Consider the following 26,020-nt stretch of genomic DNA (forward strand, 5'->3'; position numbering starts at 1 on the left):
ACGTGCCGCCGAAGCTGCGGGATGACCGTTGGTCATCGGTAGGGGAGCGTTCTAAGGGCAGAGAAGCCAGACCGGAAGGACTGGTGGAGCGCTTAGAAGTGAGAATGCCGGTATGAGTAGCGAAAACAGAGGTGAGAATCCTCTGCGCCGAAAGCCTAAGGGTTCCTGAGGAAGGTTCGTCCGCTCAGGGTTAGTCGGGACCTAAGCCGAGGCCGAAAGGCGTAGGTGATGGACAACAGGTTGAGATTCCTGTACCACCTTCTTCCCGTTTGAGCGATGGGGGGACGCAGGAGGATAGGGCGAGCAGGCGGCTGGAAGAGCCTGTCCAAGCCGTGAGGCTGATCCGCAGGCAAATCCGCGGATCATAAGGCCAAGCGGTGACGGCGACGGATGGATCCGGAAGTCCCCGATTTCACACTGCCAAGAAAAGCCTCTAGCGAGGGAAGAGGTGCCCGTACCGCAAACCGACACAGGTAGGCGAGGAGAGAATCCTAAGGCGCGCGGGAGAACTCTCGTTAAGGAACTCGGCAAAATGACCCCGTAACTTCGGGAGAAGGGGTGCTCTTTGGGGTGAAGAGCCCTGAAGAGCCGCAGTGAAAAGGCCCAAGCGACTGTTTATCAAAAACACAGGTCTCTGCGAAGCCGAAAGGCGACGTATAGGGGCTGACACCTGCCCGGTGCTGGAAGGTTAAGGGGAGCGCTTAGCGGAAGCGAAGGTGCGAACCGAAGCCCCAGTAAACGGCGGCCGTAACTATAACGGTCCTAAGGTAGCGAAATTCCTTGTCGGGTAAGTTCCGACCCGCACGAAAGGTGTAACGACTTGGGCGCTGTCTCAACGAGAGACCCGGTGAAATTATACTACCTGTGAAGATGCAGGTTACCCGCGACAGGACGGAAAGACCCCGTGGAGCTTTACTGCAGCCTGATATGGAATTTTGGTATCGCTTGTACAGGATAGGTGGGAGCCTGGGAAGCCGGAGCGCCAGCTTCGGTGGAGGCGACGGTGGGATACCACCCTGGCGGTATTGAAATTCTAACCCGCACCCCTTAACGGGGTGGGAGACAGTGTCAGGTGGGCAGTTTGACTGGGGCGGTCGCCTCCCAAAAGGTAACGGAGGCGCCCAAAGGTTCCCTCAGAATGGTTGGAAATCATTCGGAGAGTGCAAAGGCACAAGGGAGCTTGACTGCGAGACGGACAGGTCGAGCAGGGACGAAAGTCGGGCTTAGTGATCCGGTGGTTCCGCATGGAAGGGCCATCGCTCAACGGATAAAAGCTACCCCGGGGATAACAGGCTGATCTCCCCCAAGAGTCCACATCGACGGGGAGGTTTGGCACCTCGATGTCGGCTCATCGCATCCTGGGGCTGTAGTCGGTCCCAAGGGTTGGGCTGTTCGCCCATTAAAGCGGTACGCGAGCTGGGTTCAGAACGTCGTGAGACAGTTCGGTCCCTATCCGTCGCGGGCGGAGGAAATTTGAGAGGAGCTGTCCTTAGTACGAGAGGACCGGGATGGACGCACCGCTGGTGTACCAGTTGTCCCGCCAGGGGCACCGCTGGGTAGCTATGTGCGGACGGGATAAGCGCTGAAAGCATCTAAGCGTGAAGCCCCCCTCAAGATGAGATTTCCCACCGCGTGAAGCGGGTAAGATCCCTCGAAGATGACGAGGTCGATAGGTCCGAGGTGGAAGCGTGGCGACACGTGGAGCTGACGGATACTAATCGATCGAGGGCTTAACCAAGAAAAGCGCAGGCGAGCGGGTCGCCGCGACGGGCAAATGTTCTTCGCCTGCAGGGATGTTCACATCCCGAAGGCGAAGGTTATTTGACCCCGAGCGGCGGCGAGCCGGAGCTGGACAATGCGAAAAGCGCAGGCGAGCGGCTTCTTCCGACGGTTATCTAGTTTTGAGGGAATGAAAAAGTCTTGACAACAGGTCAACTTTCCTTATAATAAGACTTGTCCATTGTTGCCTAGTGGCTATGGCGGAGGGGAAACACCCGTTCCCATCCCGAACACGGAAGTTAAGCCCTCCAGCGCCGATGGTAGTTGGGGCCAGCGCCCCTGCAAGAGTAGGTCGCTGCTAGGCAAAATGGAAAGCACGTCTTTTCTTTCCTTGGAAGAAAAGGCGTGCTTTTTCATTTATTCGGCTGCTTGACGTTTTATTGTCCAAAAAAAACGGATATTCTATAGTTAGTTTTCCTTCTTTGGTCACTCTTGAAATTTTCCGTAATACATTGTATAGTAAGAGTAAGGTCAAATATAGTCAAAGTCAACAAATAGGCAGTGGGGTGTCCTTGTCAGCGGACGGCCCATCGCCAGGCAGCTTGGTTGTAAGGAAGGTGGTAGTTAGAGTGCCGAACATTTCCGACATCATTGAGCAATATTTGAAGCAAGTGCTCAATATGAGCGACCAAGATATCGTTGAAATTAAACGGAGTGAAATCGCTAATAAGTTTCAATGTGTTCCTTCGCAGATCAATTATGTCATCAATACGAGGTTTACCCTTGAAAGAGGGTACATCGTCGAAAGCAAGCGCGGTGGCGGCGGGTATATCCGTATTATGAAAGTAAAGGCGAAAAGCGAAGCACAGCTGATTGACCAGCTGATCGAGCTTGTCGGCCACCGCATCAGCCAGTCCAATGCCGAAGATGTGGTAAAACGTCTCGTTGAAGAAAAGGTAATTTCCGAGCGGGAAGCGAAAATTATGTTAAGCGCTATGGATCGTTCTGTTTTATATATCGATTTGCCCGAGCGGGACGAACTGCGGGCCCGCATGTTAAAAGCGATGCTGACGTCGCTGAAATACAAATAGGGGGAGGGGGAGGCATTGATTTGCCAAGAATGCAAGCAACGGCCGGCCACGATGCACTTTACAAAAATTGTAAACGGAGAGAAAACGGAGTTCCATCTTTGCGAGCAATGCGCCAGAGAGCATGGCCATATGTTTACGTTCTACGGCAATGATGATTTTTCACTCAACAACTTGTTGGCGGGGCTTCTCAACTTTCAAGCGCCAATGAAGGAAATGACAACTAACGCATTTCCGAATCCTGATGTGCTTCAATGCGAGACGTGTCAAATGACATATCACCAATTCACACAGATTGGACGGTTCGGCTGTGTCGATTGCTACCGGACGTTTGCCCGCTACTTGCCGCCGATTTTGAAAAGGCTTCATAGCGGCAATACCGCCCATTCAGGAAAAATTCCAAAGCGGAAGGGCGGCGTTCTCCACTTGCGTAAGCAGCTGGCCATCCTGAAACAAAAGCTTCAGGAGCTCGTTGCCCGCGAGGAGTTCGAGCGGGCGGCCGAGGTGCGCGACCAAATCCGCTCGTTGGAGGATGAACTGCGTCGACGCGGAGAGGGGGATATGTAAGCGGTATGTCGTTCGAGAAGTTTTTCAATACGGCGGTCAGCGCGTGGATGAGCCAAGAGGGGCCGGATTCGGACATCGTCTTAAGCAGTCGCATTCGATTGGCGCGCAACATCGTTGACTTTCGTTTTCCAACGCTGTTTAGCAGTGAAGAAGCCATGCAAATCGTCGCGTTGTTTGAACGGACGTTCGCCCATCGTTCTTACGAAGGGGCAGGCCGCTTCGAGTTGTTGAAAATGTCGGAGCTTCAGCCGATTGAAAAACGGGTATTGGTAGAAAAACACTTAATTAGTCCGCATCTGGCTGAGGATTCGCCGTTTGGCGCTTGTCTGCTTTCGGAAAATGAAGAAATCAGCATCATGATCAACGAGGAGGATCATATCCGCATCCAATGCCTATTCCCGGGGTTGCAGCTTGCTGAGGCTCTCGAGGCGGCGAGCGAATTGGACGATTGGATTGAAGAGTATGTCAACTATGCCTTTGACGAGCGGCTTGGTTATTTAACGAGCTGCCCGACCAATGTCGGGACGGGATTGCGGGCTTCGGTGATGATGCATCTTCCGGCGCTTGTGCTGACGCAACAAATTAACCGTATTATTCCTGCCATCAACCAGCTTGGGCTTGTTGTCCGTGGAACATACGGTGAAGGGAGTGAAGCGTTGGGAAATATATTCCAAATTTCCAACCAGATCACGCTTGGGAAATCGGAGGAAGACATTGTTGCTGATTTGCATACGATCGTTCAGCAGCTGATCGCCCAAGAAAGAGCGGCTCGTCAGGCATTAGTGAAAACTTTGGGCATACAATTAGAAGACAAGGTGTTCCGTTCATACGGCATACTGGCCAACTGTCGCGTCATCGAATCGAAAGAAGCGGCGCAATGTTTGTCCGATGTTCGCTTAGGGATTGATCTAGGATATATCAAGAACATCTCGCGCAACATTTTAAATGAGCTGATGATTTTGACGCAGCCGGGATTTTTGCAGCAATATGCCGGCGGGCCGCTTCGCCCTGAAGAACGGGACGTCCGCCGTGCGGCGCTGATCCGGGAGCGCTTAAAAATGGAGGAACGAAGAAAGATGGAGGGTGATGAACGATGATGTTTGGCAGATTTACAGAACGGGCGCAAAAGGTGCTGGCGCTGGCGCAGGAAGAAGCCATTCGCCTCGGCCATAACAATATCGGCACAGAACATATTTTGCTCGGCCTCATCCGCGAGGGCGAGGGGATCGCGGCTAAGGCGCTCATGGCGCTTGGGCTCGGCCCAGATAAAATCCAAAAAGAAGTCGAATCGCTCATCGGCCGTGGCAGTGAAGTGTCGCATACGATCCACTATACGCCGCGGGCGAAGAAAGTGATTGAGCTGTCGATGGACGAAGCGCGGAAGCTCGGCCATTCATACGTTGGCACGGAACATATTTTGCTCGGGTTGATCCGCGAGGGAGAAGGGGTAGCCGCTCGCGTGCTGAACAATTTGGGCGTAAGCTTGAACAAAGCGCGCCAACAAGTGTTGCAGCTGCTTGGCAGCAATGAGTCGATGTCAGGCCATGGCGGCGGTGCTTCGCACGTGAGCACGCCGACGCTTGACAGCCTCGCCCGCGACTTGACGGCGATTGCCCGCGAAGGGCGGCTGGACCCGGTCATCGGCCGCAGCAAAGAAATTCAGCGCGTTATTGAAGTGTTAAGCCGCCGGACGAAAAATAATCCGGTGTTGATCGGCGAGCCGGGCGTTGGGAAAACGGCCATTGCTGAAGGGTTAGCCCAACAAATCGTCAATAACGAAGTGCCGGAAACGCTGCGCGACAAGCGGGTCATGACGCTCGATATGGGGACGGTCGTCGCCGGAACGAAATACCGGGGGGAATTTGAAGACCGACTGAAAAAAGTGATGGATGAAATTCGTCAAGCGGGCAACATCATCTTGTTCATCGATGAACTGCATACATTAATTGGCGCCGGTGGGGCGGAAGGAGCGATCGACGCGTCGAACATTTTGAAACCGGCGTTGGCGCGCGGGGAGCTTCAATGCATCGGCGCGACAACGCTCGATGAATACCGGAAATATATTGAAAAAGACGCCGCGCTTGAACGCCGCTTTCAGCCGATTTACGTGGATGAACCGACAGTGGAAGAATCGATCCAAATTTTAAAAGGGTTGCGCGATCGGTATGAAGCGCACCACCGCGTTTCGATTTCCGACGAGGCCATTGAGCAAGCCGTCAAGTTGTCCGACCGTTACATTACCGATCGTTTCCTGCCGGATAAGGCGATCGATTTGATCGACGAGGCTTGCTCGAAAGTGCGCCTTCGTTCGTTCACTGCACCGCCGAAATTGAAAGAACTTGAACAAAAGCTCGAGGAAGTGCGAAAAGAAAAAGACGCGGCTGTGCAAAGCCAAGAGTTTGAGAAAGCGGCATCGCTGCGCGATATGGAACAGCGGCTGCGCGAAGAACTGGAGGAAACGAAACGGGCGTGGAAGGAAAAACAAGGCCAAGAAAATTTGGAAGTGACGGTCGAAGACATCGCCGCGGTTGTCTCGAGTTGGACCGGCATTCCCGTATCGAAGCTTGCTGAGACGGAAACAGAGCGGCTGCTCAAATTGGAAGAAATTTTGCATTCGCGTGTCGTCGGCCAAGATGAGGCGGTCAAAGCGGTCGCCAAAGCAGTGCGCCGCGCCCGTGCTGGCCTGAAAGACCCGAAACGCCCGATCGGTTCGTTCATTTTCCTTGGTCCGACCGGCGTTGGGAAAACGGAGTTGGCCCGAGCCTTGGCAGAAGCGATGTTTGGCGATGAAGACGCCCTCATTCGCATCGATATGTCCGAGTATATGGAAAAACACTCGACATCGCGGCTCATCGGGTCGCCGCCGGGGTATGTCGGTTATGAAGAAGGCGGCCAGCTGACGGAAAAAGTGCGCCGCAAGCCGTATTCGGTTGTCCTGTTAGATGAGATGGAAAAAGCGCATCCGGACGTGTTCAATATTTTGCTGCAAGTGTTGGAAGATGGGCGGCTGACTGACTCGAAAGGGCGGACGGTCGACTTCCGCAACACGATCATCATCATGACGTCCAACGTCGGCGCCGATGCGCTGAAACGGAATAAGTACGTTGGCTTCAACATTCAAGACGGGAACCAGCAATACAAAGATATGAAAAGCAAAGTGATGGATGAGCTGAAAAAAGCATTCCGTCCAGAGTTTTTAAACCGGATCGACGAAATCATCGTCTTCCATTCGCTCGAAAAAGACCATCTGAAACAAATCGTCCGATTGATGGCCGATACGCTCGTGAAGCGGCTGAAAGAGCAAGACATTGATCTTGAGCTGACGGAGGCCGCCATTGAGAAAATCGCCGCCGAAGGGTTCGATCCAGAATACGGTGCCCGCCCGTTGCGCCGCGCCTTGCAAAAGCATGTTGAAGACCGTTTGTCCGAAGAATTGTTAAAAGGCACGATCGCCAAAGGGCAAAAAGTCGTTGTGGATGTCAAAGACGGGGAGTTTGTCGTATTGTCGAAACAGGCGGTCGTGTGAGGGAAGAAAAGGCATGCGGCAGCTTCCTGCCCATGCCTTTTTTTCGTTGGAAAACGTTACAGAAAGGGTTAAGATCGATGGCGAAGAAGAAAACGAAGTTCGTTTGCCAAGAGTGTGGATATGAGTCGGCCAAATGGCTTGGACGCTGTCCGGGATGCCAAACATGGAATTCGCTTGTTGAGGAAATTGAGCAGGAGAAACCGACTGTGCGCGGCGCATTTCTTCATTCGGAGCGGGCGGGTTCGGCCAAACCGGTCCCGATTACAGCCGTGGAGGCGGTGCAAGAGCCGCGCATGAAAACGAACAGCGCGGAGCTCGATCGCGTGTTGGGCGGTGGAATCGTCAAAGGTTCGCTCGTTTTGATCGGCGGCGACCCTGGCATTGGCAAATCAACGTTGCTTTTGCAAACATCGGCGCAGCTGGCCGCCGCTGGGCATCAAGTGCTGTATGTCTCCGGTGAGGAATCGGTCAAACAAGTAAAGCTGCGCGCTGGACGCCTTCGTGCGGAGTGCGATCGGCTGTACGTGTTGGCGGAAGCAGATTTGGAATACATTGTGGCAGCGGTTGAAACGGTTCAACCTGCTTGTGTCATCATTGATTCGATTCAGACGGTGTATCGCACCGATATTTCCTCTGCACCGGGCAGCGTCGCCCAAGTGCGCGAATGCACGGCCGAGCTGATGAAGCTGGCGAAAACAAAAGGCATTGCCATTTTTATCGTCGGTCATGTGACGAAGGAAGGGGCGATCGCCGGGCCGCGCCTGCTCGAACATATGGTGGACACCGTTCTCTATTTTGAAGGGGAGCGACACCATACGTATCGCATTTTGCGAGCGGTGAAAAACCGTTTTGGCTCAACGAACGAAATCGGCATTTTTGAGATGCGCGACATTGGGCTGAAGGAAGTGGAAAACCCATCAGAAGTGTTTTTAGAAGAACGGTCGCGCGGAGCGGCTGGCTCGACGGTCGTGGCGGCGATGGAAGGGACGCGGCCGGTGCTCGTGGAAATCCAGGCGCTCGTCTCGCCGACGAGCTTCGGCAACCCGAGACGGATGGCGACCGGCCTTGACCATAACCGTGTGTCGCTTTTGATGGCCGTGCTCGAAAAGCGGGTTGGGCTGCTGTTGCAAAACCAAGATGCTTATTTGAAAGTGGCGGGCGGCGTGAAGCTTGATGAGCCGGCAATTGACTTGGCGGTCGCTGTCAGCATCGCCTCGAGCTTTCGCGATCGGCCGACGAATCCGGCGGATGTCATTATCGGCGAAGTCGGCTTAACTGGAGAGGTGCGCCGCGTCTCGCGCATCGAACAGCGCGTGCAGGAGGCGGTAAAATTAGGCTTTTCCCGCATTATTGTGCCAAAAAACAATTTAGCTGGCTGGCAGCCGCCAAAAGGTGTGCAAGTGATCGGTGTTTCGCATGTGGCCGAGGCGCTTGAGCATACAATGTGTTAATCGCTCTTTCACCTGCGCAACCCGCTTCTTCGCGCCCAAGGGGATATGAGCGATCAAAAATTCATCGCCTCTTCATTCTTAAGTGTTCAAGCAGAGGCATAAACAGCCTAAAAGGATTGAATCTTTTCGCTCTGATGTACGTAAAAAATAGTAGGGTGATCCGAAACAACTATGGCGTTTGGCCGGCGTTTTCCGCTATTGTTACAAGCAGATGTCGAATGTTCAAAAACGATTAAAAATTGCCTTCCAATTGGTTTCAAACATTGGAAACTGTTTATAATGTTAAATAGGGAGGTGAAGATGGGCTGATGGTCAAACGCATTGTGCAATTATTTTTCCTCGCCGTGGGCGGAACGTTAGGCGCCATGTTTTTTCCTGACTTGCTTAAGCTGATGAATGTGAGCGGCATGCCGCTTCTCAATAATTCTTATACGCTTGCGGTGCTGGGGGCAGTCGTTTTCTTTTTGTTGACGTTTTGGCTTGTCGATTATGTGGTCGACATGATTCGCTGGGTGGAGGAAACGCTCGTGAAGGCGCCGGCCGCCGACGTGCTGTTTGGTAGTCTCGGGCTGATTTTCGGTCTTATTATCGCGTTTTTCGTTGTCATGCCGTTGCAGTCGTTTCACATTCAAGTGTTGAATACGGTGTTGCCGATTTTTTTGACGGTGTTGCTTGGCTACTTAGGGTTTCGCGTCGGTTTAAAGAAACGGAATGAGTTGATGAACTTATTTTCCTTGTCCAACCGCATGGCGAAGAAAAAAGGTGGAGAAGCGGAAAACGAACCGTCAAAGGGCGGTGCTGTGAAAATTTTGGATACGAGCGTCATCATCGACGGGCGGATCGCAGACATTTGCCAAACCGGGTTTTTGGAAGGGCCGCTTGTCATTCCGCGGTTTGTGCTCGAAGAATTGCAGCATATCGCCGATTCGTCCGATGTGCTGAAACGGAACCGCGGCCGCCGCGGCTTGGATATTTTGAACCGCATCCAAAAAGAAATGGCGATGAAAGTGGAAATCCATGAAGCGGATTTCAGCGACGTCCAGGAAGTCGACAGCAAACTCGTCAAGCTGGCGAAGCAACTTCAAGGCGTTGTCGTGACGAACGATTTCAATTTAAACAAAGTATGTGAGCTGCAAAACGTGCGTGTTTTGAATATCAACGATTTAGCGAATGCCGTCAAACCGGTCGTGCTGCCAGGCGAGGAGCTGAACGTACACGTCATTAAAGATGGGAAGGAGCATAACCAAGGCGTGGCCTATTTGGACGACGGGACGATGATCGTCGTCGAAGATGGCAAAGAATATATCGGCAAACGGGTTGACGTTTTAGTCACCAGCGTGTTACAAACATCTGCGGGGAGAATGATTTTTGCCAAATTGAAACTGCTGCAAAAAGCGTTGTAAAACGAATAGGGGAAACGGCCAATGAATTACGAAGCGATTGTCTTGGCGGCCGGGCGGGGAAAGCGGATGAACGCCGGCATGAACAAGCAATTCCTTGAGCTTGGCGGTGAGCCGCTCATCGTTCGGACGCTGAACGTGTTTGAGCGCGATGAGTGGTGCACCCGCATCGTGCTCGTCGTCAACCCAGCCGAGCGAAGTCGATTTGAGCAGCTGCTCGCCCGCTTTCGCATTCGAAAAGTCGCCGCGCTTACCGACGGCGGCGAGGAGCGGCAGCATAGCGTCTACAACGGATTGCAGGCGCTCGCGGGGGAGGAGATTGTTCTCATCCATGACGGCGCCCGCCCATTTGTCCGCGTCCATCATTTGCACGAGCTAGTGAACGCCGCTGTTCAGTACGGGGCGGCGATCCCGGCAGTGCGGGTGAAAGATACGATCAAAAAAGCGAACGGTTTGTTTGTCGAACAGACGATTGATCGTTCCAGCTTGTGGGCGGTGCAGACGCCACAAGCTTTTCGTCTGTCTTTGATCATGGAAGCGCACGAAGCGGCGAAACAGGCTGGCTATCTCGGCACGGATGACGCCGGCCTTGTGGAGCGAATCGGCAAGCCGGTGAAGATCATTGAGGGGGATTATCGCAATATTAAGCTGACGACGCCGGAGGACCTTTTGTTTGCTGAGGCGATTTTGGCAAGCCGGATGGCCGAATAGATGGGGGTGGAGAGATGTTTCGCATTGGACAAGGGTTTGACGTCCATCAGCTTGTTGAAGGGCGTCCGCTGATCATTGGCGGCGTCACCATTCCGTATGAAAAGGGGCTGCTCGGCCACTCAGATGCCGACGTGCTGCTTCATGCGGTGGCGGACGCATGCCTTGGGGCGATCGGCGCCGGCGATATCGGCCGGCATTTTCCGGACACAGATCCGCGCTTTAAAGATGCCGACTCGGCTGAGCTGTTGGCGCACGTATGGGCGCTCGCTCGGCAGGAAGGGTATAGGCTCGTGAACGCCGACTGCACGATCATCGCACAAAAGCCGAAGATGGCGCCGTATATTGAAGAAATGAGGGCGGTGATCGCTCGGTTGCTGGAAGCCGAGCGCTCGCAAGTCAATGTGAAGGCAACGACGACGGAGAAGCTTGGATTCACTGGGCGGGGGGAAGGCATTGCCGCCCAGGCGGTCGTCTTGCTGCAAAAAAGCTAATGGAGCGGCCTTTGGCAACATCATTTGGGAAGACCTCGTTCCTTAATACATAAGCGCTTTGTTCGCCGTCCTGGCTAGGAGGTGTAAAGGGGGGCGTCGGCGGCGTGGTGCGGCTTAGGCGAGAGCTGTCTGTTTTGAACTTTGCTGCGATAAACGGTACAATAATAGCACAAGCTTTGATGGAAGTGGAGGGTTTGGATGATGGCAAAAGAGGTGCGCGTGCGCTATGCGCCGAGCCCAACCGGCCATTTGCATATCGGCGGGGCGCGGACAGCGCTGTTTAACTATTTGTTTGCCCGCCATCACGGTGGAAAAATGATCGTCCGCATCGAGGATACGGATATTGAACGGAACGTCGAAGGTGGCGAAAAGTCGCAGCTCGAAAACTTAAAATGGCTCGGCATTGATTATGATGAATCGATTGATCAAGATGGCGGCTACGGGCCGTACCGGCAAACGGAGCGGCTCGATATTTACCGAAAATATGTGAATGAATTGCTTGAGCAAGGGCATGCGTACAAATGTTTTTGCACGCCGGAAGAGCTCGAGCGCGAGCGGGAGGCGCAGCGGGCGGCCGGCATCGCCGCTCCGCAGTACAGCGGCAAATGCCGCCATTTGACGCCGGAGCAGGTCGCGGAGCTCGAGGCGCAAGGGAAGCCGTATACGATCCGCCTGAAGGTGCCGGAAGGGAAAACGTACGAGTTTTACGATTTAGTGCGCGGCAAAGTGGTGTTTGAATCGAAAGATGTCGGCGGCGATTGGGTGATTGTCAAGGCGAATGGCATTCCGACATACAATTTCGCTGTTGTCATAGACGACCATTTAATGGAAATCAGCCATGTGTTTCGCGGTGAGGAACATTTGTCCAATACGCCGAAGCAGCTCATGGTATACGAGTATTTCGGCTGGGAGCCGCCGCAGTTCGCGCACTTGACGTTGATCGTCAACGAGCAGCGGAAAAAGCTGTCTAAGCGCGATGAATCAATCATTCAGTTCGTCTCGCAATACAAAGAACTTGGCTATTTGCCGGAAGCGATGTTCAACTTTTTCGCTTTGCTTGGCTGGTCGCCGGAAGGAGAGGAAGAAATTTTTACGAAAGACGAACTGATCCGCATGTTCGATGTCTCCCGGCTGTCAAAATCGCCGTCCATGTTTGATACGAAAAAGCTGACATGGATGAACAACCAATATATCAAAAAGCTTGATCTTGACCGGCTTGTCGAGCTGGCCTTGCCGCATTTAGTGAAAGCCGGGCGCCTGCCGGCGGATATGACGGACGAACAGCGGCAATGGGCGCGCGATTTAATTGCTTTGTATCAAGAGCAAATGAGCTACGGGGCGGAGATCGTCCCGCTGTCTGAGCTGTTCTTTAAAGAAGAAATCGACTACGAGGACGAGGCGCGTCAAGTGCTTGCTGAAGAGCAAGTGCCGGCTGTGCTTTCCACCTTCCTTGAGAGCGTGCGTGAGCTTGAGCCGTTTACGGCAGACGAGATTAAAGCGGCCATTAAAGCGGTGCAAAAGGCGACCGGGCAAAAAGGGAAAAAGTTGTTTATGCCGATCCGCGCGGCGGTGACGGGACAAACGCACGGACCGGAGCTGCCGTTTGCCATTCAGTTGCTCGGCAAAGAAAAAGTGATCGAGCGGCTGGAGCGGGCGTTGCAAGAAAAATTTTAATCGGTCTCTGCACGTTTATACGGTGAGTGTGGTATAATAATACAAAGTTTTCGTTGCCATAAGTGTATAAGGAACAAAGCGTTGACGAGGAGAAGTAGGAAGCATCGGCATCCCAGAGAGAGCCGCCTTGGCTGGAAGCGGCTTATGTTCGGTGCTGTCTGAAGTGCGCCTCGGAGTCTCCTTTCGAACCGGAACAGAGACGTTCTGCAGTAGAGGGGAGCGGAGCATCTCCGTTATCGGAATCGAGTGAGCGAAACGGCGCCCCGTTTCGCTAAACAGAGTGGAACCGCGCCAAAAGCGTCTCTGTGTCTGCGGCACAGGGACGCTTTTTTATTCAAGACAACTTAGAGGGATGGAGGGAGGACATTATGTTTAAAACGTTAAAAGAGGATATTGAGGTCATTTTTGAGCAAGACCCGGCGGCGAGAAGCTATTTGGAAGTCATTTTAACGTATTCCGGCCTGCATGCCATCTGGGCGCATCGGATCGCCCATGCGCTTTACAAGCGGAAATTTTACTTTCTTGCCCGCTTGATTTCGCAAATCAGCCGCTTTTTCACTGGCATTGAAATCCATCCGGGCGCGAAAATCGGCCGCCGCTTTTTCATCGACCACGGCATGGGCGTGGTGATCGGCGAAACGTGCGAAATCGGCGACAATGTCACCGTCTATCAAGGGGTCACATTAGGCGGGACAGGGAAAGAAAAAGGGAAGCGGCACCCGACGATCAAAGACAACTGTTTGATCGCTGCCGGCGCGAAAGTGCTCGGTTCGATTACGATCGGGGAAAACTCGAAAATCGGCGCTGGGTCGGTCGTGTTAAAAGACGTGCCGCCCAATTCGACCGTCGTTGGCATTCCGGGCCGCGTCGTTGTGCGCGACGGGGTGAAAGTGAAGAAAGATTTAAACCATACCGACCTTCCTGACCCGATCGCCGACCGGTTTCGGGAGCTTGAAGAGGAAATCGCCCGGCTGAAAAGCGAGCTTGAGGCATTGAAACAACAAGAAAGGAAGAACGAGTATGAGCAGCATCCGGCTTTATAATACGCTGACGCGAAAAAAAGAACCGTTTGAGCCGCTGGAGCCGAATAAAGTGAAAATGTATGTGTGCGGCCCGACCGTCTATAATTATATTCACATCGGCAATGCTCGGGCCGCCATCGTTTTTGACACGATCCGCCGCTATTTGGAGTTCCGCGGCTATGATGTGACGTATGTATCGAACTTTACAGATGTTGATGACAAGTTGATCAAAGCGGCCCGCGAGCTCGGCGAGAGCGTGCCGGCGATTGCTGAGCGGTTTATTGAGGCGTATTTTGAAGACATTCAGGCGCTTGGCTGCAAAAAAGCGGACATCCATCCGCGGGTGACCGAAAACATTGATACGATTATCGAATTCATTCAGGCGCTCATTGACAAAGGATATGCCTACGAAGTCGACGGCGACGTGTATTACCGGACGCGCAAGTTCCGCGAATACGGCAAGCTGTCTCATCAATCGATCGATGAGCTGCAAGCTGGGGCGCGCATCGAAATTGGGGAGAAAAAAGACGATCCACTTGATTTCGCCCTTTGGAAAGCAGCGAAGGAAGGAGAAATTTGTTGGGACAGTCCATGGGGGAAAGGGCGGCCTGGTTGGCATATCGAATGCTCGGCGATGGCGCGCAAATATTTGGGCGATACGATCGATATCCACGCCGGCGGCCAGGACTTGACATTCCCGCACCATGAAAACGAAATCGCCCAGTCGGAGGCGCTGACCGGCAAACCGTTCGCGAAATATTGGCTGCACAATGGGTATTTAAATATTAACAACGAAAAAATGTCGAAGTCGCTTGGCAATTTCGTGCTCGTTCACGATATCATCCGGGAGATCGACCCGCAAGTGCTGCGTTTTTTCATGCTGTCGGTGCATTACCGCCATCCGATCAACTACAGCGAGGAACTGCTTGAGAGTGCGCGGCGCGGACTCGAGCGCCTGAAGACGGCGTACAGCAATTTGCAGCATCGCCTGCAGGCAAGCACGAACTTAACGGACAATGACGAGGAATGGGTTTCGCGCATTGCCGACATCCGCGCCTCGTTCATCCGTGAAATGGACGACGATTTCAACACGGCGAACGGCATTGCCGTATTGTTTGAACTGGCGAAGCAGGCCAACTTGTACTTGCAGGAAAAAACGACATCCGAGAAGGTCATTCACGCGTTTTTGCGCGAGTTCGAACAGCTGGCGGACGTACTTGGACTCACCTTGAAGCAGGATGAGCTGCTTGATGAGGAAATCGAGGCGTTGATCCAAAAGCGCAATGAAGCGCGGAAAAACCGCGATTTTGCGCTGGCCGACCGCATTCGCGACGAGTTGAGAGCGAAAAACATCATTTTGGAAGACACGCCGCAAGGAACAAGATGGAAACGGGGATAGCACGCGATGATGGCGGAGTTTGAAACGGTCAACGATGTGAAGCAGTTAAATGGACTGGCGCTTGCCTATATTGGCGACGCCGTGTACGAGGTGTATGTGCGACGCCATTTGCTTGCTGGCGGCAGCGTGCGGCCGCATGAGCTGCATCGGCGGGCGGTCCGCTATGTGTCGGCGCGGGCGCAAGCGCGAGTGATTTTGGCGTTGCTTGACGAGGGCGTCCTGACCGAGGAGGAAAAGGACATCGTCCGCCGCGGCCGCAATGCCAAATCAGGCACAATCCCGAAAAATACGGATGTGCAAACATACCGGCATAGCACGGCCTTTGAGGCGCTCATCGGTTATCATTTTTTGGTTAATAATGAAAAGCGGGTTGATGAGCTGATCGGCCGTTCGTTTGCCATTATTGAAAGGGAAGAAAGGGCGTTGGAATGATGGACTACATTATCGGCAAAAATCCGGTCATTGAAGCGCTCAAAGCCGGGCGCGACATCAATAAAATTTGGATCGCGGAAGGGGCGCAGCGCCATACCGTCGAACCTGTGCTTGAATGGGCAAAGCGGCGGGGCGTGCTCGTCCAATATGTCCCGAAGCGCAAGCTTGATCAGATGGCTGAAGGAGCTCATCAAGGGGTGATCGCTCAGGCGGCGGCTTACCGCTACTATGAAATCGATGACTTGTTCGCTCGCGCCGCCGAGCGGGGCGAGGCGCCGTTTTTTCTCATCTTGGACGAGCTTGAGGATCCGCATAATTTAGGGGCCATCATGCGCACCGCTGATGCGGTCGGGGCGCACGGCCTCATTATTCCGAAGCGGCGTTCGGTCGGGCTGACCCAAACGGTGGCGAAGGCGTCGACCGGGGCGATTGAGCACGTTCCGGTCGCGCGTGTGACAAACTTGGCGCGGACGATTGACGAGCTGAAAGAGCGCGGAGTGTGGGTAGCCGGAACGGATGCATCGGCTCAAGACGACTACCGCTCGCTCGATGGCACGATGCCGTTGGCGCTCGTAATCGGGAGCGAAGGAAAAGGGATCAGCCGCCTAGTGCTTGAAAAGTGCGATTTCTTGTTCCGGTTGCCGATGCGCGGCCATGTCACCTCACTCAATGCCTCTGTCGCCGCCAGCCTGCTCATGTACGAGGTGTACCGGAAGCGGTATCCGTTGGGAGAATAGCGAATGAACATTTTGATTGTCGACGGCTATAACATCATCGGAGCGTGGCCGGAGCTGCGCCGGCTGAAAGAAGAGGGCGATCTGGCAGCGGCAAGGGATTTATTGATTGAAAAAATGGCTGACTACAAAGGATTCACCGGGGACCATGTCGTGATCGTATTCGATGCCCACCTCGTGCAAGGAAACGAGAAAAAGTATAAACATTACGACGTCGATGTCATTTTTACAAAGGAACATGAGACGGCCGATGAGCGAATTGAACGGTTGGCGAAGACATTGATGAATGCGCGCACAAAAGTGTATGTCGCTACCTCCGACTACACCGAACAATGGACGGTGTTCGGCCAAGGCGCCCTGCGCAAGTCGGCGCGCGAGCTATTGGATGAAGTCGAGACGGTTGAGCGGGACATTTCCCAAAAAGTAAAAGCGATGCGGCAGCGCACTCCGATCTCCAAAGTTCCGCTAAATGATAGAATTGCTGAAATTTTTGAAAAATGGCGAAGAGGAGAAAAATGAGCGGTTGACGCTGTAAAAATTTGTCCTGTATAATACATGTTAGCGATTGATGCGGTCGGGGGGATCAGCGTGGGGGAATGCTTGAAAGCAATGAAAGGGAAAGATTATCATCAGCTGGACGATGAGCGGCTTGTTGCGCTCGTTCACGAAGGGGATGGGGAAGCACTTGATTTTTTAATCCATAAATATCAAAACTTTGTGCGCGCCAAAGCTCGCTCCTATTTTTTAGTCGGAGCTGATCGGGAAGATATCGTGCAGGAAGGAATGATCGGTCTGTATAAGGCCGTCCGTGATTTTAAGGGGGACAAGCTTTCCTCATTTAAAGCGTTTGCAGAACTTTGCATCACAAGGCAAATGATTACCGCGATTAAAACGGCGACCCGCCAAAAGCATATTCCGCTCAACTCTTACGTTTCCTTGGATAAGCCGATTTATGACGATGAATCTGACCGGACGCTGATGGATGTGTTGTCCGGCACGCAGGTGACGGACCCGGAACAATTGATTGTCAACCGCGAGGAAGTCGATGATATTGAACTAAAGATGGCGGAACTGCTCAGCGACCTCGAGCGGAAAGTGCTCGCTTTGTATTTGGATGGACGCTCATACCAGGAAATTTCCGAAGAGCTGAACCGCCATGTCAAGTCGATCGACAACGCGTTGCAACGCGTCAAGCGGAAGCTCGAGAAATATTTGGAATACCGCGAGATCAGTTTGTGGGCATCGCGCCGCCGCATCAAAAGATGTCATTGACAGCGAAACAGCCAATATGATAAATTTTTATGGACATCTCGAAGGAACGGTGGAATGCTGATGCGCCAAAAAGTGACGCTGGCTTGCGCGCAGTGCGGAAGCCGAAACTATACGGCAGCAAAACAAATACGTCGCCTTGGTGAGCGCCTTATGGCCAACAAGTTTTGCTCAACATGCAACAAACATACAATCCATCGTGAAACGAAATAGACGGTGGAGATAGTTTTGAACGATGATGGAGGTACGAGTGATGCAGCGAGTAATCAACTTTTTAAAAGAAGTCGTACGCGAGTTGAAAAAAGTGAGTTGGCCAAACCGGAAGGAGTTAGTGAACTACACGGCGGTCGTGTTGGCCACGGTGGCGTTTTTCACCGTCTTTTTTGCCGTTGTGGACCTCGGCATTTCTGAGTTGATTCGCCTCGTGTTTGAATAAGCGGACGAAGGATATGTTATAATGAAAGATAATCGTGCGCGTATGGAACCCGGCAACGGGTTTTTGTTTTGCGCAAAAAACAAAACGAAAACCGCCTTGGGGAGGCTTGTTGATGGAGAAAAACTGGTATGTTGTCCATACATATTCGGGATATGAAAACAAAGTGAAAGCCAATTTGGAAAAACGCGTCGAATCGATGGGAATGCAAGATAAAATTTTTCGCGTCGTCGTTCCGGAAGAGACGGAGACGGACGTCAAAAACGGAAAACGGAAAACGACGAAAAAGAAAGTGTTCCCTGGCTATGTGCTCGTTGAGATGGTCATGACGGATGACTCATGGTATGTCGTGCGCAACACGCCGGGCGTCACTGGATTTGTCGGCTCAAGCGGAGCTGGTTCGAAACCGACGCCGCTTATGGAGGAAGAAGTAAAAATGATCTTGAAGCGGATGGGCATGCCGCTTGCCGAGGTTGACGTAGACTATGAGGTAAATGAAACGGTGCGGATCAAAGAAGGTCCGTTTGCGAACTTTACAGGGAAAATTGAAGCGATTGACCCGGATAAACATAAAGTGAAGTTGCTTGTCGATATGTTTGGGCGCGAAACACGGGTGGAGCTTGAGTTTTCGCAAATAGAAAAAATCTAATGGATAAAGAACTTGCAATTGATAGGGAAAAGTGATACTATTTTAAAGTCAGTATGTCTCTTAAACGGAGACATATGGCGGTGAACTTATACACTTGTATAAGGGAGCCGTTTTGTTTTTACGCTGATCCTCTCAACTGAACGGGAGATAGGAAAACGGCTCAGTAGACCGGAGCCGGATGAGTGGGAGGGGCAATCCCTAATACCACATCACGGACTTAAGGAGGTGTGTCTCGTGGCGAAAAAAGTAATCAAGGTCGTCAAACTGCAAATTCCTGCAGGGAAAGCGAATCCGGCGCCGCCAGTAGGTCCTGCGTTGGGTCAAGCCGGTGTCAATATTATGGCGTTTTGCAAAGAGTTTAATGCCCGCACGGCGGACCAAGCAGGGTTGATCATTCCGGTTGAAATTACGGTTTTTGAAGACCGTTCATTTACATTCATCACGAAAACGCCGCCAGCCGCTGTATTGCTGAAAAAAGCGGCGGGCATTGAATCGGGCTCCGGCGAACCGAACCGCAACAAAGTGGCGACAATTAAACGCGACAAAGTGCGTGAGATCGCTGAGCTGAAAATGCCGGATTTGAATGCGGCGAGCATTGAGGCGGCCATGCGCATGATCGAAGGCACGGCCCGCAGCATGGGCATTGTGATTGAAGACTAAAGCCGGTGCGTCGTTTGTAGGGGAGGTTGCGTCATTGGGCAACCTCTCTCTCCATGAACAAAAACAGCAAGACGGGCCTGATGAATGGGCATCCGTCCGCTTCTTCGTTTTCGAAAGAAGCGAAGAACGTTCAATGTGGGAGGTTTTTCCGCTAAAACCACAACCGAGGAGGATTTTTCACATGCCGAAAAGAGGAAAGAAATACTTAGAAGCATTGAAACTCGTCGACCGCTCCAAAGCATACCCGATTGCTGAAGCAATCGAGCTCGTGAAAAAAACGAACATCGCGAAATTCGATGCCACGGTGGAAGTGGCGTTCCGTTTGGGCGTCGACCCGAAAAAAGCGGACCAACAAATTCGCGGCGCCGTCGTCCTGCCGCACGGCACAGGGAAAGTGGCGCGCGTGTTGGTGTTCGCGAAAGGGGAAAAAGCGAAAGAAGCAGAAGCGGCTGGCGCTGACTATGTCGGCGATACAGAATATATCAACAAAATCCAGCAAGGTTGGTTTGACTTTGATGTCGTTGTTGCTACGCCGGACATGATGGGTGAAGTCGGGAAACTCGGCCGCATTTTAGGGCCGAAAGGGTTGATGCCAAACCCGAAAACTGGAACAGTCACGTTTGACGTAGCAAAAGCGGTGCAAGAAATCAAGGCTGGTAAAGTGGAATACCGCGTCGACAAAGCGGGCAACATCCACGTTCCTATCGGCAAAGTGTCGTTTGACAACGAGAAATTGGCTGAAAACTTCGCAGCCGTCTATGAAGCAATTTTGAAAGCCAAACCGGCGGCGGCAAAAGGGACGTACGTGAAAAACGTCACGATTACATCCACAATGGGCCCTGGCATCAAGGTTGACCCGTCCACGGTTGCTGTTGCACAATAACCGTTGACTTTTGTTTGTCCGTCTGTTAAAATCCCATTTGGCTGAACAAATGAATATCATTTGTACCGTAGACAGTAGGTGCCTGTTTGAGGCTTAATTTCCTACCGAGGTATGTGGACGATAGAACAGCGCGCCCTGCGTCGGGGACGAGCGGCGGTGCGTTGAACGACACCTCCATGTCTACGCGGCATGGAGGTTTTTTATTGAGCAGACGGTATAAGTGGTATTCTCTCATTTTCCTTACAGGAGGTGCAGGACGTGTCGAGCGCGATTGAACTGAAAAAACAAGTGGTCGCGGAAATCGCAGACAAATTCCGGGCCAGCAAGGCAACCGTCATCGTTGATTACCGCGGCTTGAACGTGGCGGAAATGACCGAGTTGCGCAAACAGCTGCGCGAGGCAGGCGTCGAGTTTAAAGTGTACAAAAACACCTTGACCCGCCGGGCGCTCGCGGAAGTCGGCTTGGAAGGACTGGATGAAGTGTTCACCGGTCCAAATGCCATCGCCTTCAGCAATGAAGATGTCGTGGCGCCGGCAAAAATTTTAAGCGAGTTTGCGAAAACGCATGAAGCATTGGAAATCAAAGGCGGCGTCATCGAAGGGAACATCGCCAGCAAAGAAGAAATCGATGCGTTGGCGAAACTCCCGTCCCGCGAAGGGTTGCTTTCGATGTTGCTTAGCGTTCTTCAAGCCCCGATCCGCAACTTTGCGCTTGCGATTAAAGCGGTGGCTGACAAGCAAGAGGAACAAGGCGCGTAATGGCGCATCGATATGTGCTTAACAATCATTCAGAAAACAAAGGAGGAAGTTGTGATGACGAAAGAACAAATCATCGAAGCTGTGAAAAACATGACGGTATTGGAATTAAATGAATTAGTCAAAGCAATTGAAGAGGAATTCGGCGTAACAGCTGCGGCTCCGGTTGTTGTCGCGGGCGGCGCAGCAGCTGGCGCTGAAGCAGCGGCAGAAAAAACGGAATTCGACGTCATTCTTGCCGACGCCGGCGCGCAAAAAATCAAAGTCATCAAAGTCGTTCGCGAAATCACTGGCCTCGGCCTGAAAGAAGCGAAAGACTTGGTCGACAACACCCCGAAGCCGATCAAAGAAGGCATTGCGAAAGAAGAAGCAGAAGAAATCAAAGCAAAACTCGAAGAAGCTGGCGCGAAAGTCGAAATCAAGTAATGGCTGCGCCATTGAAAAAAGAGGCTTGCCCGAAGCAAGGGACGGCCTCTTTTTTGTTACACTATATAACGGAAGGCAGTGCAGCCTGTCGACAAGGAGGAGGGGATGATGATGAGCGAGCATTATTACTCAGTCAATCCGAAGTCGGAGCGAAACCCGCAAACGTGGACGTACGTGTTGCGGGGGCATGAATTCCGCTTTACGACCGACAGCGGAGTGTTTTCAAAGCGCGAAGTCGACTTTGGCACACGCCTGTTAATTGAAACGTTCGAGGAACCGGGAGTGGCTGGGGATTTGTTGGATGTCGGCTGCGGATATGGGCCGATCGGGCTTGCCTTGGCCAAATCGTTTCCAAACCGGCGCGTTCACATGATTGATGTCAACGAGCGGGCGCTCGAACTGGCGCAGGAAAACAAGCAGGCAAACGGGATTGACAATGCGGTGATTTACAAAAGCGATCTTTTTTCGGAAGTCGGAGAACAGCGATTTGCAGCGGTCGTCACCAATCCGCCGATCCGGGCTGGCAAACGGGTCGTTTACGCGATTTTTGAACAAAGCCGCGATCATCTGCTCGATCATGGCGAGCTATGGGTCGTCATTCAAAAAAAGCAAGGCGCCCCATCGGCCTTGCAAAAGCTGAACGAATGCTTTCCCGCTGTAGAAGTCGTCGCGAAGAAAAAAGGATATTATATCATAAAGGCGAAAAAATGTTGACACCGTTTTTTTATTGTGGTAGCATTATAAAATGCTAAATATGCACATTTCCCGTGCAGAGGGGATGACGTATAATTTTGGACGCAATGGAAACAATGATAAAATCAATAAACAACGAACCATATGGTTTTCTATTGGAATAGAAACCATTTTCTTTTTTTCTCCATTCAACTCAACGCCTGGTTTCCTCGCGCCGGGAGCGTGTTAAATCCCCTAAATGAAACGGCGGTGCACGCAACGAAGCCGTTTCCGCCCGGATGGCGGGGGCCGGCTGCATGCATGCTAGTGCTTTGCCCCGGAATGACGGAGCGGCCAGTCCGCCTTGAAGGCATTGATTGCTGAGCAGAGCGGATGATGGAGCTGTTCCGGTTCCGGTTTTCACTAATGTCTACATTTGAGGGGTGAATCACTCTTGACAGGCCGACTAGTTCAATACGGGCGACACCGCCAACGCAGAAGCTATGCACGCATCAGCGAAGTGCTGGAATTGCCGAACTTGATCGAAATTCAAACGTCCTCCTACCAATGGTTTCTCGATGAAGGGCTGCGGGAAATGTTTAGGGAAATTTCCCCGATTGAAGACTTTTCCGGCAATCTCTCGCTTGAATTTATCGACTATAGTTTAGGAGAACCGAAATATACGGTCGAAGAGGCGAAAGAACGCGACGTTACATATGCGGCGCCGCTTCGCGTCAAAGTTCGCCTGATCAATAAAGAAACGGGCGAAGTGAAGGAACAAGACGTGTTTATGGGCGATTTTCCGCTCATGACGGAAACCGGAACGTTTATTATCAATGGGGCGGAACGCGTCATCGTTTCCCAGCTCGTCCGTTCGCCAAGCGTCTATTACAGCGACAAAGTTGATAAAAACGGCAAACGCGGCTACTCGGCGACAGTGATTCCGAACCGCGGCGCATGGCTTGAATATGAAACCGATGCGAAAGACGTCGTTTACGTTCGCATCGACCGCACCCGTAAACTGCCGGTTACGGTGCTTCTCCGTGCGCTTGGGTTCAGCTCCGACCAAGAAATCATCGATCTGCTCGGTGACAACGAATACTTGCGCAATACGCTTGAAAAAGATAATACCGACAGCACGGAAAAAGCGTTGATTGAAATTTACGAGCGTCTTCGTCCGGGAGAGCCGCCGACGCTTGAGAATGCGAAAAATTTGCTGGCGTCGCGCTTTTTTGATCCGAAGCGCTATGACTTGGCGAGCGTAGGCCGTTATAAAATCAATAAAAAACTTCATATTAAAAACCGCCTGTTCAATCAGCGGCTCGCGGAAACGATCATTGATCCCGAAACCAAGGAAGTCATCGCCGAAGCTGGAGCGATGATCGACCGCCGAACGCTGAATCGCCTGCTCCCGTATTTGGAAAAAGGGGTCGGCTTACAGACATACCGCCCGGCCGAAGGGGTGGTGGACGGGGACATTTCGGTGCAAACGATCAAAATTTATGCCCCGAATGACCCGGATGGCGAAAAAGTGATCAACGTCATCGGCAACGGCTTCATCGCCGAGGATGTCAAACATATTACACCGGCTGACATCATTGCGTCGATCAGCTATTTCTTCAACTTGCTCCACGGCGTCGGCGATACGGATGACATCGACCATTTAGGCAACCGCCGCCTCCGTTCGGTCGGCGAACTATTGCAAAACCAATTCCGCATCGGCCTGTCGCGCATGGAGCGCGTCGTGCGCGAGCGCATGTCGATCCAAGATACGAACACGATTACGCCGCAGCAGCTGATCAACATCCGCCCAGTGATCGCGGCGATCAAAGAGTTTTTCGGCAGCTCGCAGCTGTCACAGTTCATGGATCAAACGAACCCATTGGCCGAACTGACGCACAAGCGGCGTCTGTCCGCGCTTGGCCCTGGCGGATTGACACGTGAGCGCGCTGGGTTTGAGGTGCGCGACGTTCACTATTCGCACTACGGGCGGATGTGTCCGATTGAAACGCCGGAAGGTCCGAACATCGGACTCATCAACTCGCTGTCCACTTACGCGAAAGTGAACAAGTTCGGCTTTATTGAAACGCCATACCGGCGCGTCGATCCGGAAACAGGGCGGGTGACGGACCAAATCGATTATTTGACAGCCGATGAAGAGGACAATTACGTTGTAGCGCAGGCGAACGTACCGCTTGCGGAGGACGGCACGTTCCTTGAAGAAAACGTTGTCGCCCGTTTCCGCGGCGAGAACATCGTCGTCAAGCGCGATCGCGTCGACTACATGGACGTTTCGCCGAAGCAAGTCGTCTCGGCAGCGACAGCGTGCATCCCATTTTTGGAAAACGACGACTCGAACCGCGCGCTGATGGGAGCGAACATGCAGCGGCAAGCCGTGCCGCTGTTGGAACCGGAAGCGCCGATCGTTGGCACGGGGATGGAGTATGTTTCGGCGAAAGACTCGGGCGCAGCGGTCATTTGCAAGCACCGCGGCATCGTCGAGCGCGTCGAAGCAAAGGAAATTTGGGTGCGTCGGCTGATTGAAGTGGACGGCAAAGAAGTCAAGGGTGATCTAGATAAATATCGGTTGCTGAAATTCGTTCGTTCGAACCAAGGCACGTGCTATAACCAGCGGCCGATCGTGAAAAAAGGCGATATCGTTGAGAAGGGCGAAATTTTGGCCGATGGCCCGTCGATGGATAAGGGCGAATTGGCGCTTGGCCGCAATGTGCTTGTCGCCTTTATGACATGGGACGGTTACAACTACGAAGACGCGATCATCATGAGCGAACGGCTCGTCAAAGAAGACGTGTATACATCCATTCATATTGAAGAGTATGAAGCCGAATCGCGCGATACGAAACTCGGTCCGGAAGAAATTACGCGCGACATTCCAAACGTCGGCGAGGATGCGCTGAAAAACTTGGATGAACGCGGCATCGTCCGCATCGGCGCAGAAGTGAAAGACGGCGACTTGCTCGTCGGCAAAGTGACGCCAAAAGGAATGACCGAGCTGACGGCGGAAGAGCGGCTTTTGCACGCGATCTTCGGCGAAAAAGCGCGCGAGGTGCGTGATACGTCGTTGCGCGTCCCGCACGGCGGCGGCGGCATCGTCCTTGACGTGAAAGTGTTCAACCGCGAAGACGGCGACGAGCTTCCGCCGGGTGTCAATCAACTGGTGCGCGTCTATATTGTGCAAAAGCGGAAAATTTCCGAGGGCGACAAAATGGCAGGCCGCCACGGAAACAAAGGGGTTATTTCCCGCATTTTGCCGGAGGAAGATATGCCCTTCTTGCCGGATGGCACGCCGATTGACATCATGTTAAACCCACTCGGCGTTCCGTCGCGGATGAACATCGGGCAAGTATTTGAGCTGCACCTTGGCATGGCGGCGAAAAAACTCGGCCTGCACATCGCCTCCCCGGTCTTTGACGGGGCGACGGAGGAAGACGTTTGGAACATCCTCGAAGAGGCAGGTCTAGCGCGCGATGCAAAAACGGTGCTGTATGACGGACGGACGGGTGAACCGTTTGATAACCGCGTGTCGGTTGGGATCATGTACATGATCAAGCTCGCCCACATGGTCGACGACAAGCTTCATGCCCGTTCCACCGGCCCGTACTCACTCGTCACTCAACAGCCGCTTGGCGGCAAGGCGCAGTTCGGCGGCCAGCGCTTTGGTGAGATGGAAGTATGGGCGCTTGAGGCGTATGGGGCGGCATACACGCTGCAAGAAATTTTGACCGTCAAGTCCGACGATGTCGTCGGCCGTGTCAAAACGTACGAGGCGATCGTCAAAGGGGAAAACATTCCGGAGCCGGGTGTGCCGGAGTCGTTTAAAGTGTTGATCAAAGAGCTGCAAAGCTTGGGCATGGACGTCACGATTTTGACGAGCGATGAACAAGAAGTGAACATGGAAAACTTTGATGATGATGATGACCATGCACCGGATGCCATCATGGTGGACGTCAAACCGGCCGAACGGGAAGAAGCCGGTGAAGAGAAAGATGCGGTGACGAAAGAATAAACCGGCCATAACGGCCAGGCGGGGAGCTGTT

Annotated in this window: 24 protein-coding genes, 2 rRNA genes and 2 other annotated features (1 of these 28 running past the window's edge); all 26 genes read left to right on the forward strand. The window is 52.7% G+C overall.

Going from position 1 to position 26,020, the window contains the following annotated elements:
• Positions 1-1,738: ribosomal RNA gene (locus GYMC52_RS00520) — 23S ribosomal RNA — on the forward strand; it begins 1,191 nt to the left of the window's first position.
• 228 nt (positions 1,739-1,966) lie between these two features.
• Positions 1,967-2,083, forward strand: a 5S ribosomal RNA gene (gene rrf / locus GYMC52_RS00525).
• 265 nt (positions 2,084-2,348) lie between these two features.
• A complete protein-coding gene (locus tag GYMC52_RS00530; RefSeq protein ID WP_012820466.1) occupies positions 2,349-2,810 on the forward strand; it encodes a CtsR family transcriptional regulator in 462 nt (153 codons plus the stop codon).
• A gap of 15 nt (positions 2,811-2,825) precedes the next feature.
• Positions 2,826-3,374, forward strand: a complete 549-nt coding sequence (locus tag GYMC52_RS00535) for a UvrB/UvrC motif-containing protein (protein WP_012820467.1) — start codon at positions 2,826-2,828, stop codon at positions 3,372-3,374.
• A gap of 5 nt (positions 3,375-3,379) precedes the next feature.
• Complete coding sequence (locus tag GYMC52_RS00540; RefSeq protein WP_012820468.1) at positions 3,380-4,471, forward strand: protein arginine kinase; 1,092 nt, start codon at positions 3,380-3,382, stop codon at positions 4,469-4,471.
• Positions 4,468-6,900, forward strand: a complete 2,433-nt coding sequence (clpC, locus tag GYMC52_RS00545) for an ATP-dependent protease ATP-binding subunit ClpC (RefSeq protein ID WP_012820469.1) — start codon at positions 4,468-4,470, stop codon at positions 6,898-6,900. The genes GYMC52_RS00540 and clpC overlap by 4 nt, the downstream gene beginning before the upstream one ends.
• A 77-nt stretch (positions 6,901-6,977) precedes the next feature.
• A complete protein-coding gene (gene radA / locus GYMC52_RS00550) occupies positions 6,978-8,351 on the forward strand; it encodes a DNA repair protein RadA (protein ID WP_013143974.1) in 1,374 nt (457 codons plus the stop codon).
• Positions 8,352-8,659: 308 nt separating this feature from the next.
• The gene (locus tag GYMC52_RS00555) at positions 8,660-9,754 is read left to right on the forward strand and encodes a PIN/TRAM domain-containing protein (RefSeq protein WP_012820471.1); all 1,095 of its coding nucleotides are present in this window, start codon (positions 8,660-8,662) and stop codon (positions 9,752-9,754) included.
• Positions 9,755-9,775: 21 nt separating this feature from the next.
• On the forward strand, positions 9,776-10,462 hold the full coding sequence (gene ispD, locus GYMC52_RS00560; protein WP_012820472.1) for a 2-C-methyl-D-erythritol 4-phosphate cytidylyltransferase: 687 nt from the start codon (positions 9,776-9,778) through the stop codon (positions 10,460-10,462).
• 14 nt (positions 10,463-10,476) lie between these two features.
• The gene (gene ispF, locus GYMC52_RS00565) at positions 10,477-10,953 is read left to right on the forward strand and encodes a 2-C-methyl-D-erythritol 2,4-cyclodiphosphate synthase (protein WP_012820473.1); all 477 of its coding nucleotides are present in this window, start codon (positions 10,477-10,479) and stop codon (positions 10,951-10,953) included.
• Positions 10,954-11,154: 201 nt separating this feature from the next.
• Positions 11,155-12,627 carry a glutamate--tRNA ligase gene (gltX, locus tag GYMC52_RS00570; RefSeq protein WP_011229598.1) on the forward strand — a complete coding sequence of 491 codons (1,473 nt, stop codon included), beginning with the start codon at positions 11,155-11,157 and terminating at the stop codon, positions 12,625-12,627.
• A gap of 72 nt (positions 12,628-12,699) precedes the next feature.
• Positions 12,700-12,935 (forward strand) — a binding site (T-box leader).
• Entirely contained in the window at positions 12,933-13,670 is a 738-nt protein-coding gene (gene cysE, locus GYMC52_RS00575) for a serine O-acetyltransferase (protein ID WP_075261495.1), read from the forward strand. Its footprint overlaps the feature before it by 3 nt.
• Complete coding sequence (cysS, locus tag GYMC52_RS00580; RefSeq protein ID WP_011229600.1) at positions 13,648-15,048, forward strand: cysteine--tRNA ligase; 1,401 nt, start codon at positions 13,648-13,650, stop codon at positions 15,046-15,048. The genes cysE and cysS overlap by 23 nt, the downstream gene beginning before the upstream one ends.
• Before the next feature lie 6 nt (positions 15,049-15,054).
• Positions 15,055-15,480 carry a Mini-ribonuclease 3 gene (locus GYMC52_RS00585; RefSeq protein WP_012820476.1) on the forward strand — a complete coding sequence of 142 codons (426 nt, stop codon included), beginning with the start codon at positions 15,055-15,057 and terminating at the stop codon, positions 15,478-15,480.
• Positions 15,480-16,217, forward strand: a complete 738-nt coding sequence (gene rlmB, locus GYMC52_RS00590) for a 23S rRNA (guanosine(2251)-2'-O)-methyltransferase RlmB (protein WP_011229602.1) — start codon at positions 15,480-15,482, stop codon at positions 16,215-16,217. Before GYMC52_RS00585 ends, rlmB begins: the two co-directional genes overlap by 1 nt.
• Before the next feature lie 3 nt (positions 16,218-16,220).
• Complete coding sequence (locus tag GYMC52_RS00595) at positions 16,221-16,733, forward strand: NYN domain-containing protein (RefSeq protein WP_012820478.1); 513 nt, start codon at positions 16,221-16,223, stop codon at positions 16,731-16,733.
• A 36-nt stretch (positions 16,734-16,769) separates the two neighbouring features.
• Positions 16,770-17,486 (forward strand): RNA polymerase sporulation sigma factor SigH, encoded by a 717-nt coding sequence (gene sigH / locus GYMC52_RS00600; protein ID WP_012820479.1) that lies wholly within the window; start codon positions 16,770-16,772, stop codon positions 17,484-17,486.
• A 60-nt stretch (positions 17,487-17,546) separates the two neighbouring features.
• Positions 17,547-17,696 carry a 50S ribosomal protein L33 gene (gene rpmG / locus GYMC52_RS00605; protein WP_012820480.1) on the forward strand — a complete coding sequence of 50 codons (150 nt, stop codon included), beginning with the start codon at positions 17,547-17,549 and terminating at the stop codon, positions 17,694-17,696.
• A 40-nt stretch (positions 17,697-17,736) separates the two neighbouring features.
• Complete coding sequence (secE, locus tag GYMC52_RS00610) at positions 17,737-17,919, forward strand: preprotein translocase subunit SecE (protein WP_012820481.1); 183 nt, start codon at positions 17,737-17,739, stop codon at positions 17,917-17,919.
• Between the two features lie 112 nt (positions 17,920-18,031).
• Entirely contained in the window at positions 18,032-18,565 is a 534-nt protein-coding gene (gene nusG, locus GYMC52_RS00615; RefSeq protein WP_012820482.1) for a transcription termination/antitermination protein NusG, read from the forward strand.
• A gap of 234 nt (positions 18,566-18,799) precedes the next feature.
• Positions 18,800-19,225 (forward strand): 50S ribosomal protein L11, encoded by a 426-nt coding sequence (gene rplK / locus GYMC52_RS00620; RefSeq protein ID WP_011229608.1) that lies wholly within the window; start codon positions 18,800-18,802, stop codon positions 19,223-19,225.
• 181 nt (positions 19,226-19,406) lie between these two features.
• Positions 19,407-20,108 carry a 50S ribosomal protein L1 gene (gene rplA / locus GYMC52_RS00625; RefSeq protein WP_012820483.1) on the forward strand — a complete coding sequence of 234 codons (702 nt, stop codon included), beginning with the start codon at positions 19,407-19,409 and terminating at the stop codon, positions 20,106-20,108.
• Positions 20,109-20,155: 47 nt separating this feature from the next.
• Positions 20,156-20,319, forward strand: a sequence feature (ribosomal protein L10 leader region).
• A gap of 47 nt (positions 20,320-20,366) precedes the next feature.
• On the forward strand, positions 20,367-20,867 hold the full coding sequence (rplJ, locus tag GYMC52_RS00630) for a 50S ribosomal protein L10 (protein WP_011229610.1): 501 nt from the start codon (positions 20,367-20,369) through the stop codon (positions 20,865-20,867).
• Between the two features lie 54 nt (positions 20,868-20,921).
• Complete coding sequence (rplL, locus tag GYMC52_RS00635) at positions 20,922-21,290, forward strand: 50S ribosomal protein L7/L12 (protein WP_012820484.1); 369 nt, start codon at positions 20,922-20,924, stop codon at positions 21,288-21,290.
• Between the two features lie 111 nt (positions 21,291-21,401).
• Positions 21,402-22,004 (forward strand): class I SAM-dependent methyltransferase, encoded by a 603-nt coding sequence (locus GYMC52_RS00640; RefSeq protein WP_013143980.1) that lies wholly within the window; start codon positions 21,402-21,404, stop codon positions 22,002-22,004.
• A gap of 412 nt (positions 22,005-22,416) precedes the next feature.
• A complete protein-coding gene (rpoB, locus tag GYMC52_RS00650) occupies positions 22,417-25,989 on the forward strand; it encodes a DNA-directed RNA polymerase subunit beta (protein ID WP_011229613.1) in 3,573 nt (1,190 codons plus the stop codon).
• The last annotated feature ends 31 nt before the right edge of the window (positions 25,990-26,020 follow it).

It is taken from the genome of Geobacillus sp. Y412MC52 (assembly GCF_000174795.2).
GTDB lineage: Bacteria > Bacillota > Bacilli > Bacillales > Anoxybacillaceae > Geobacillus > Geobacillus thermoleovorans.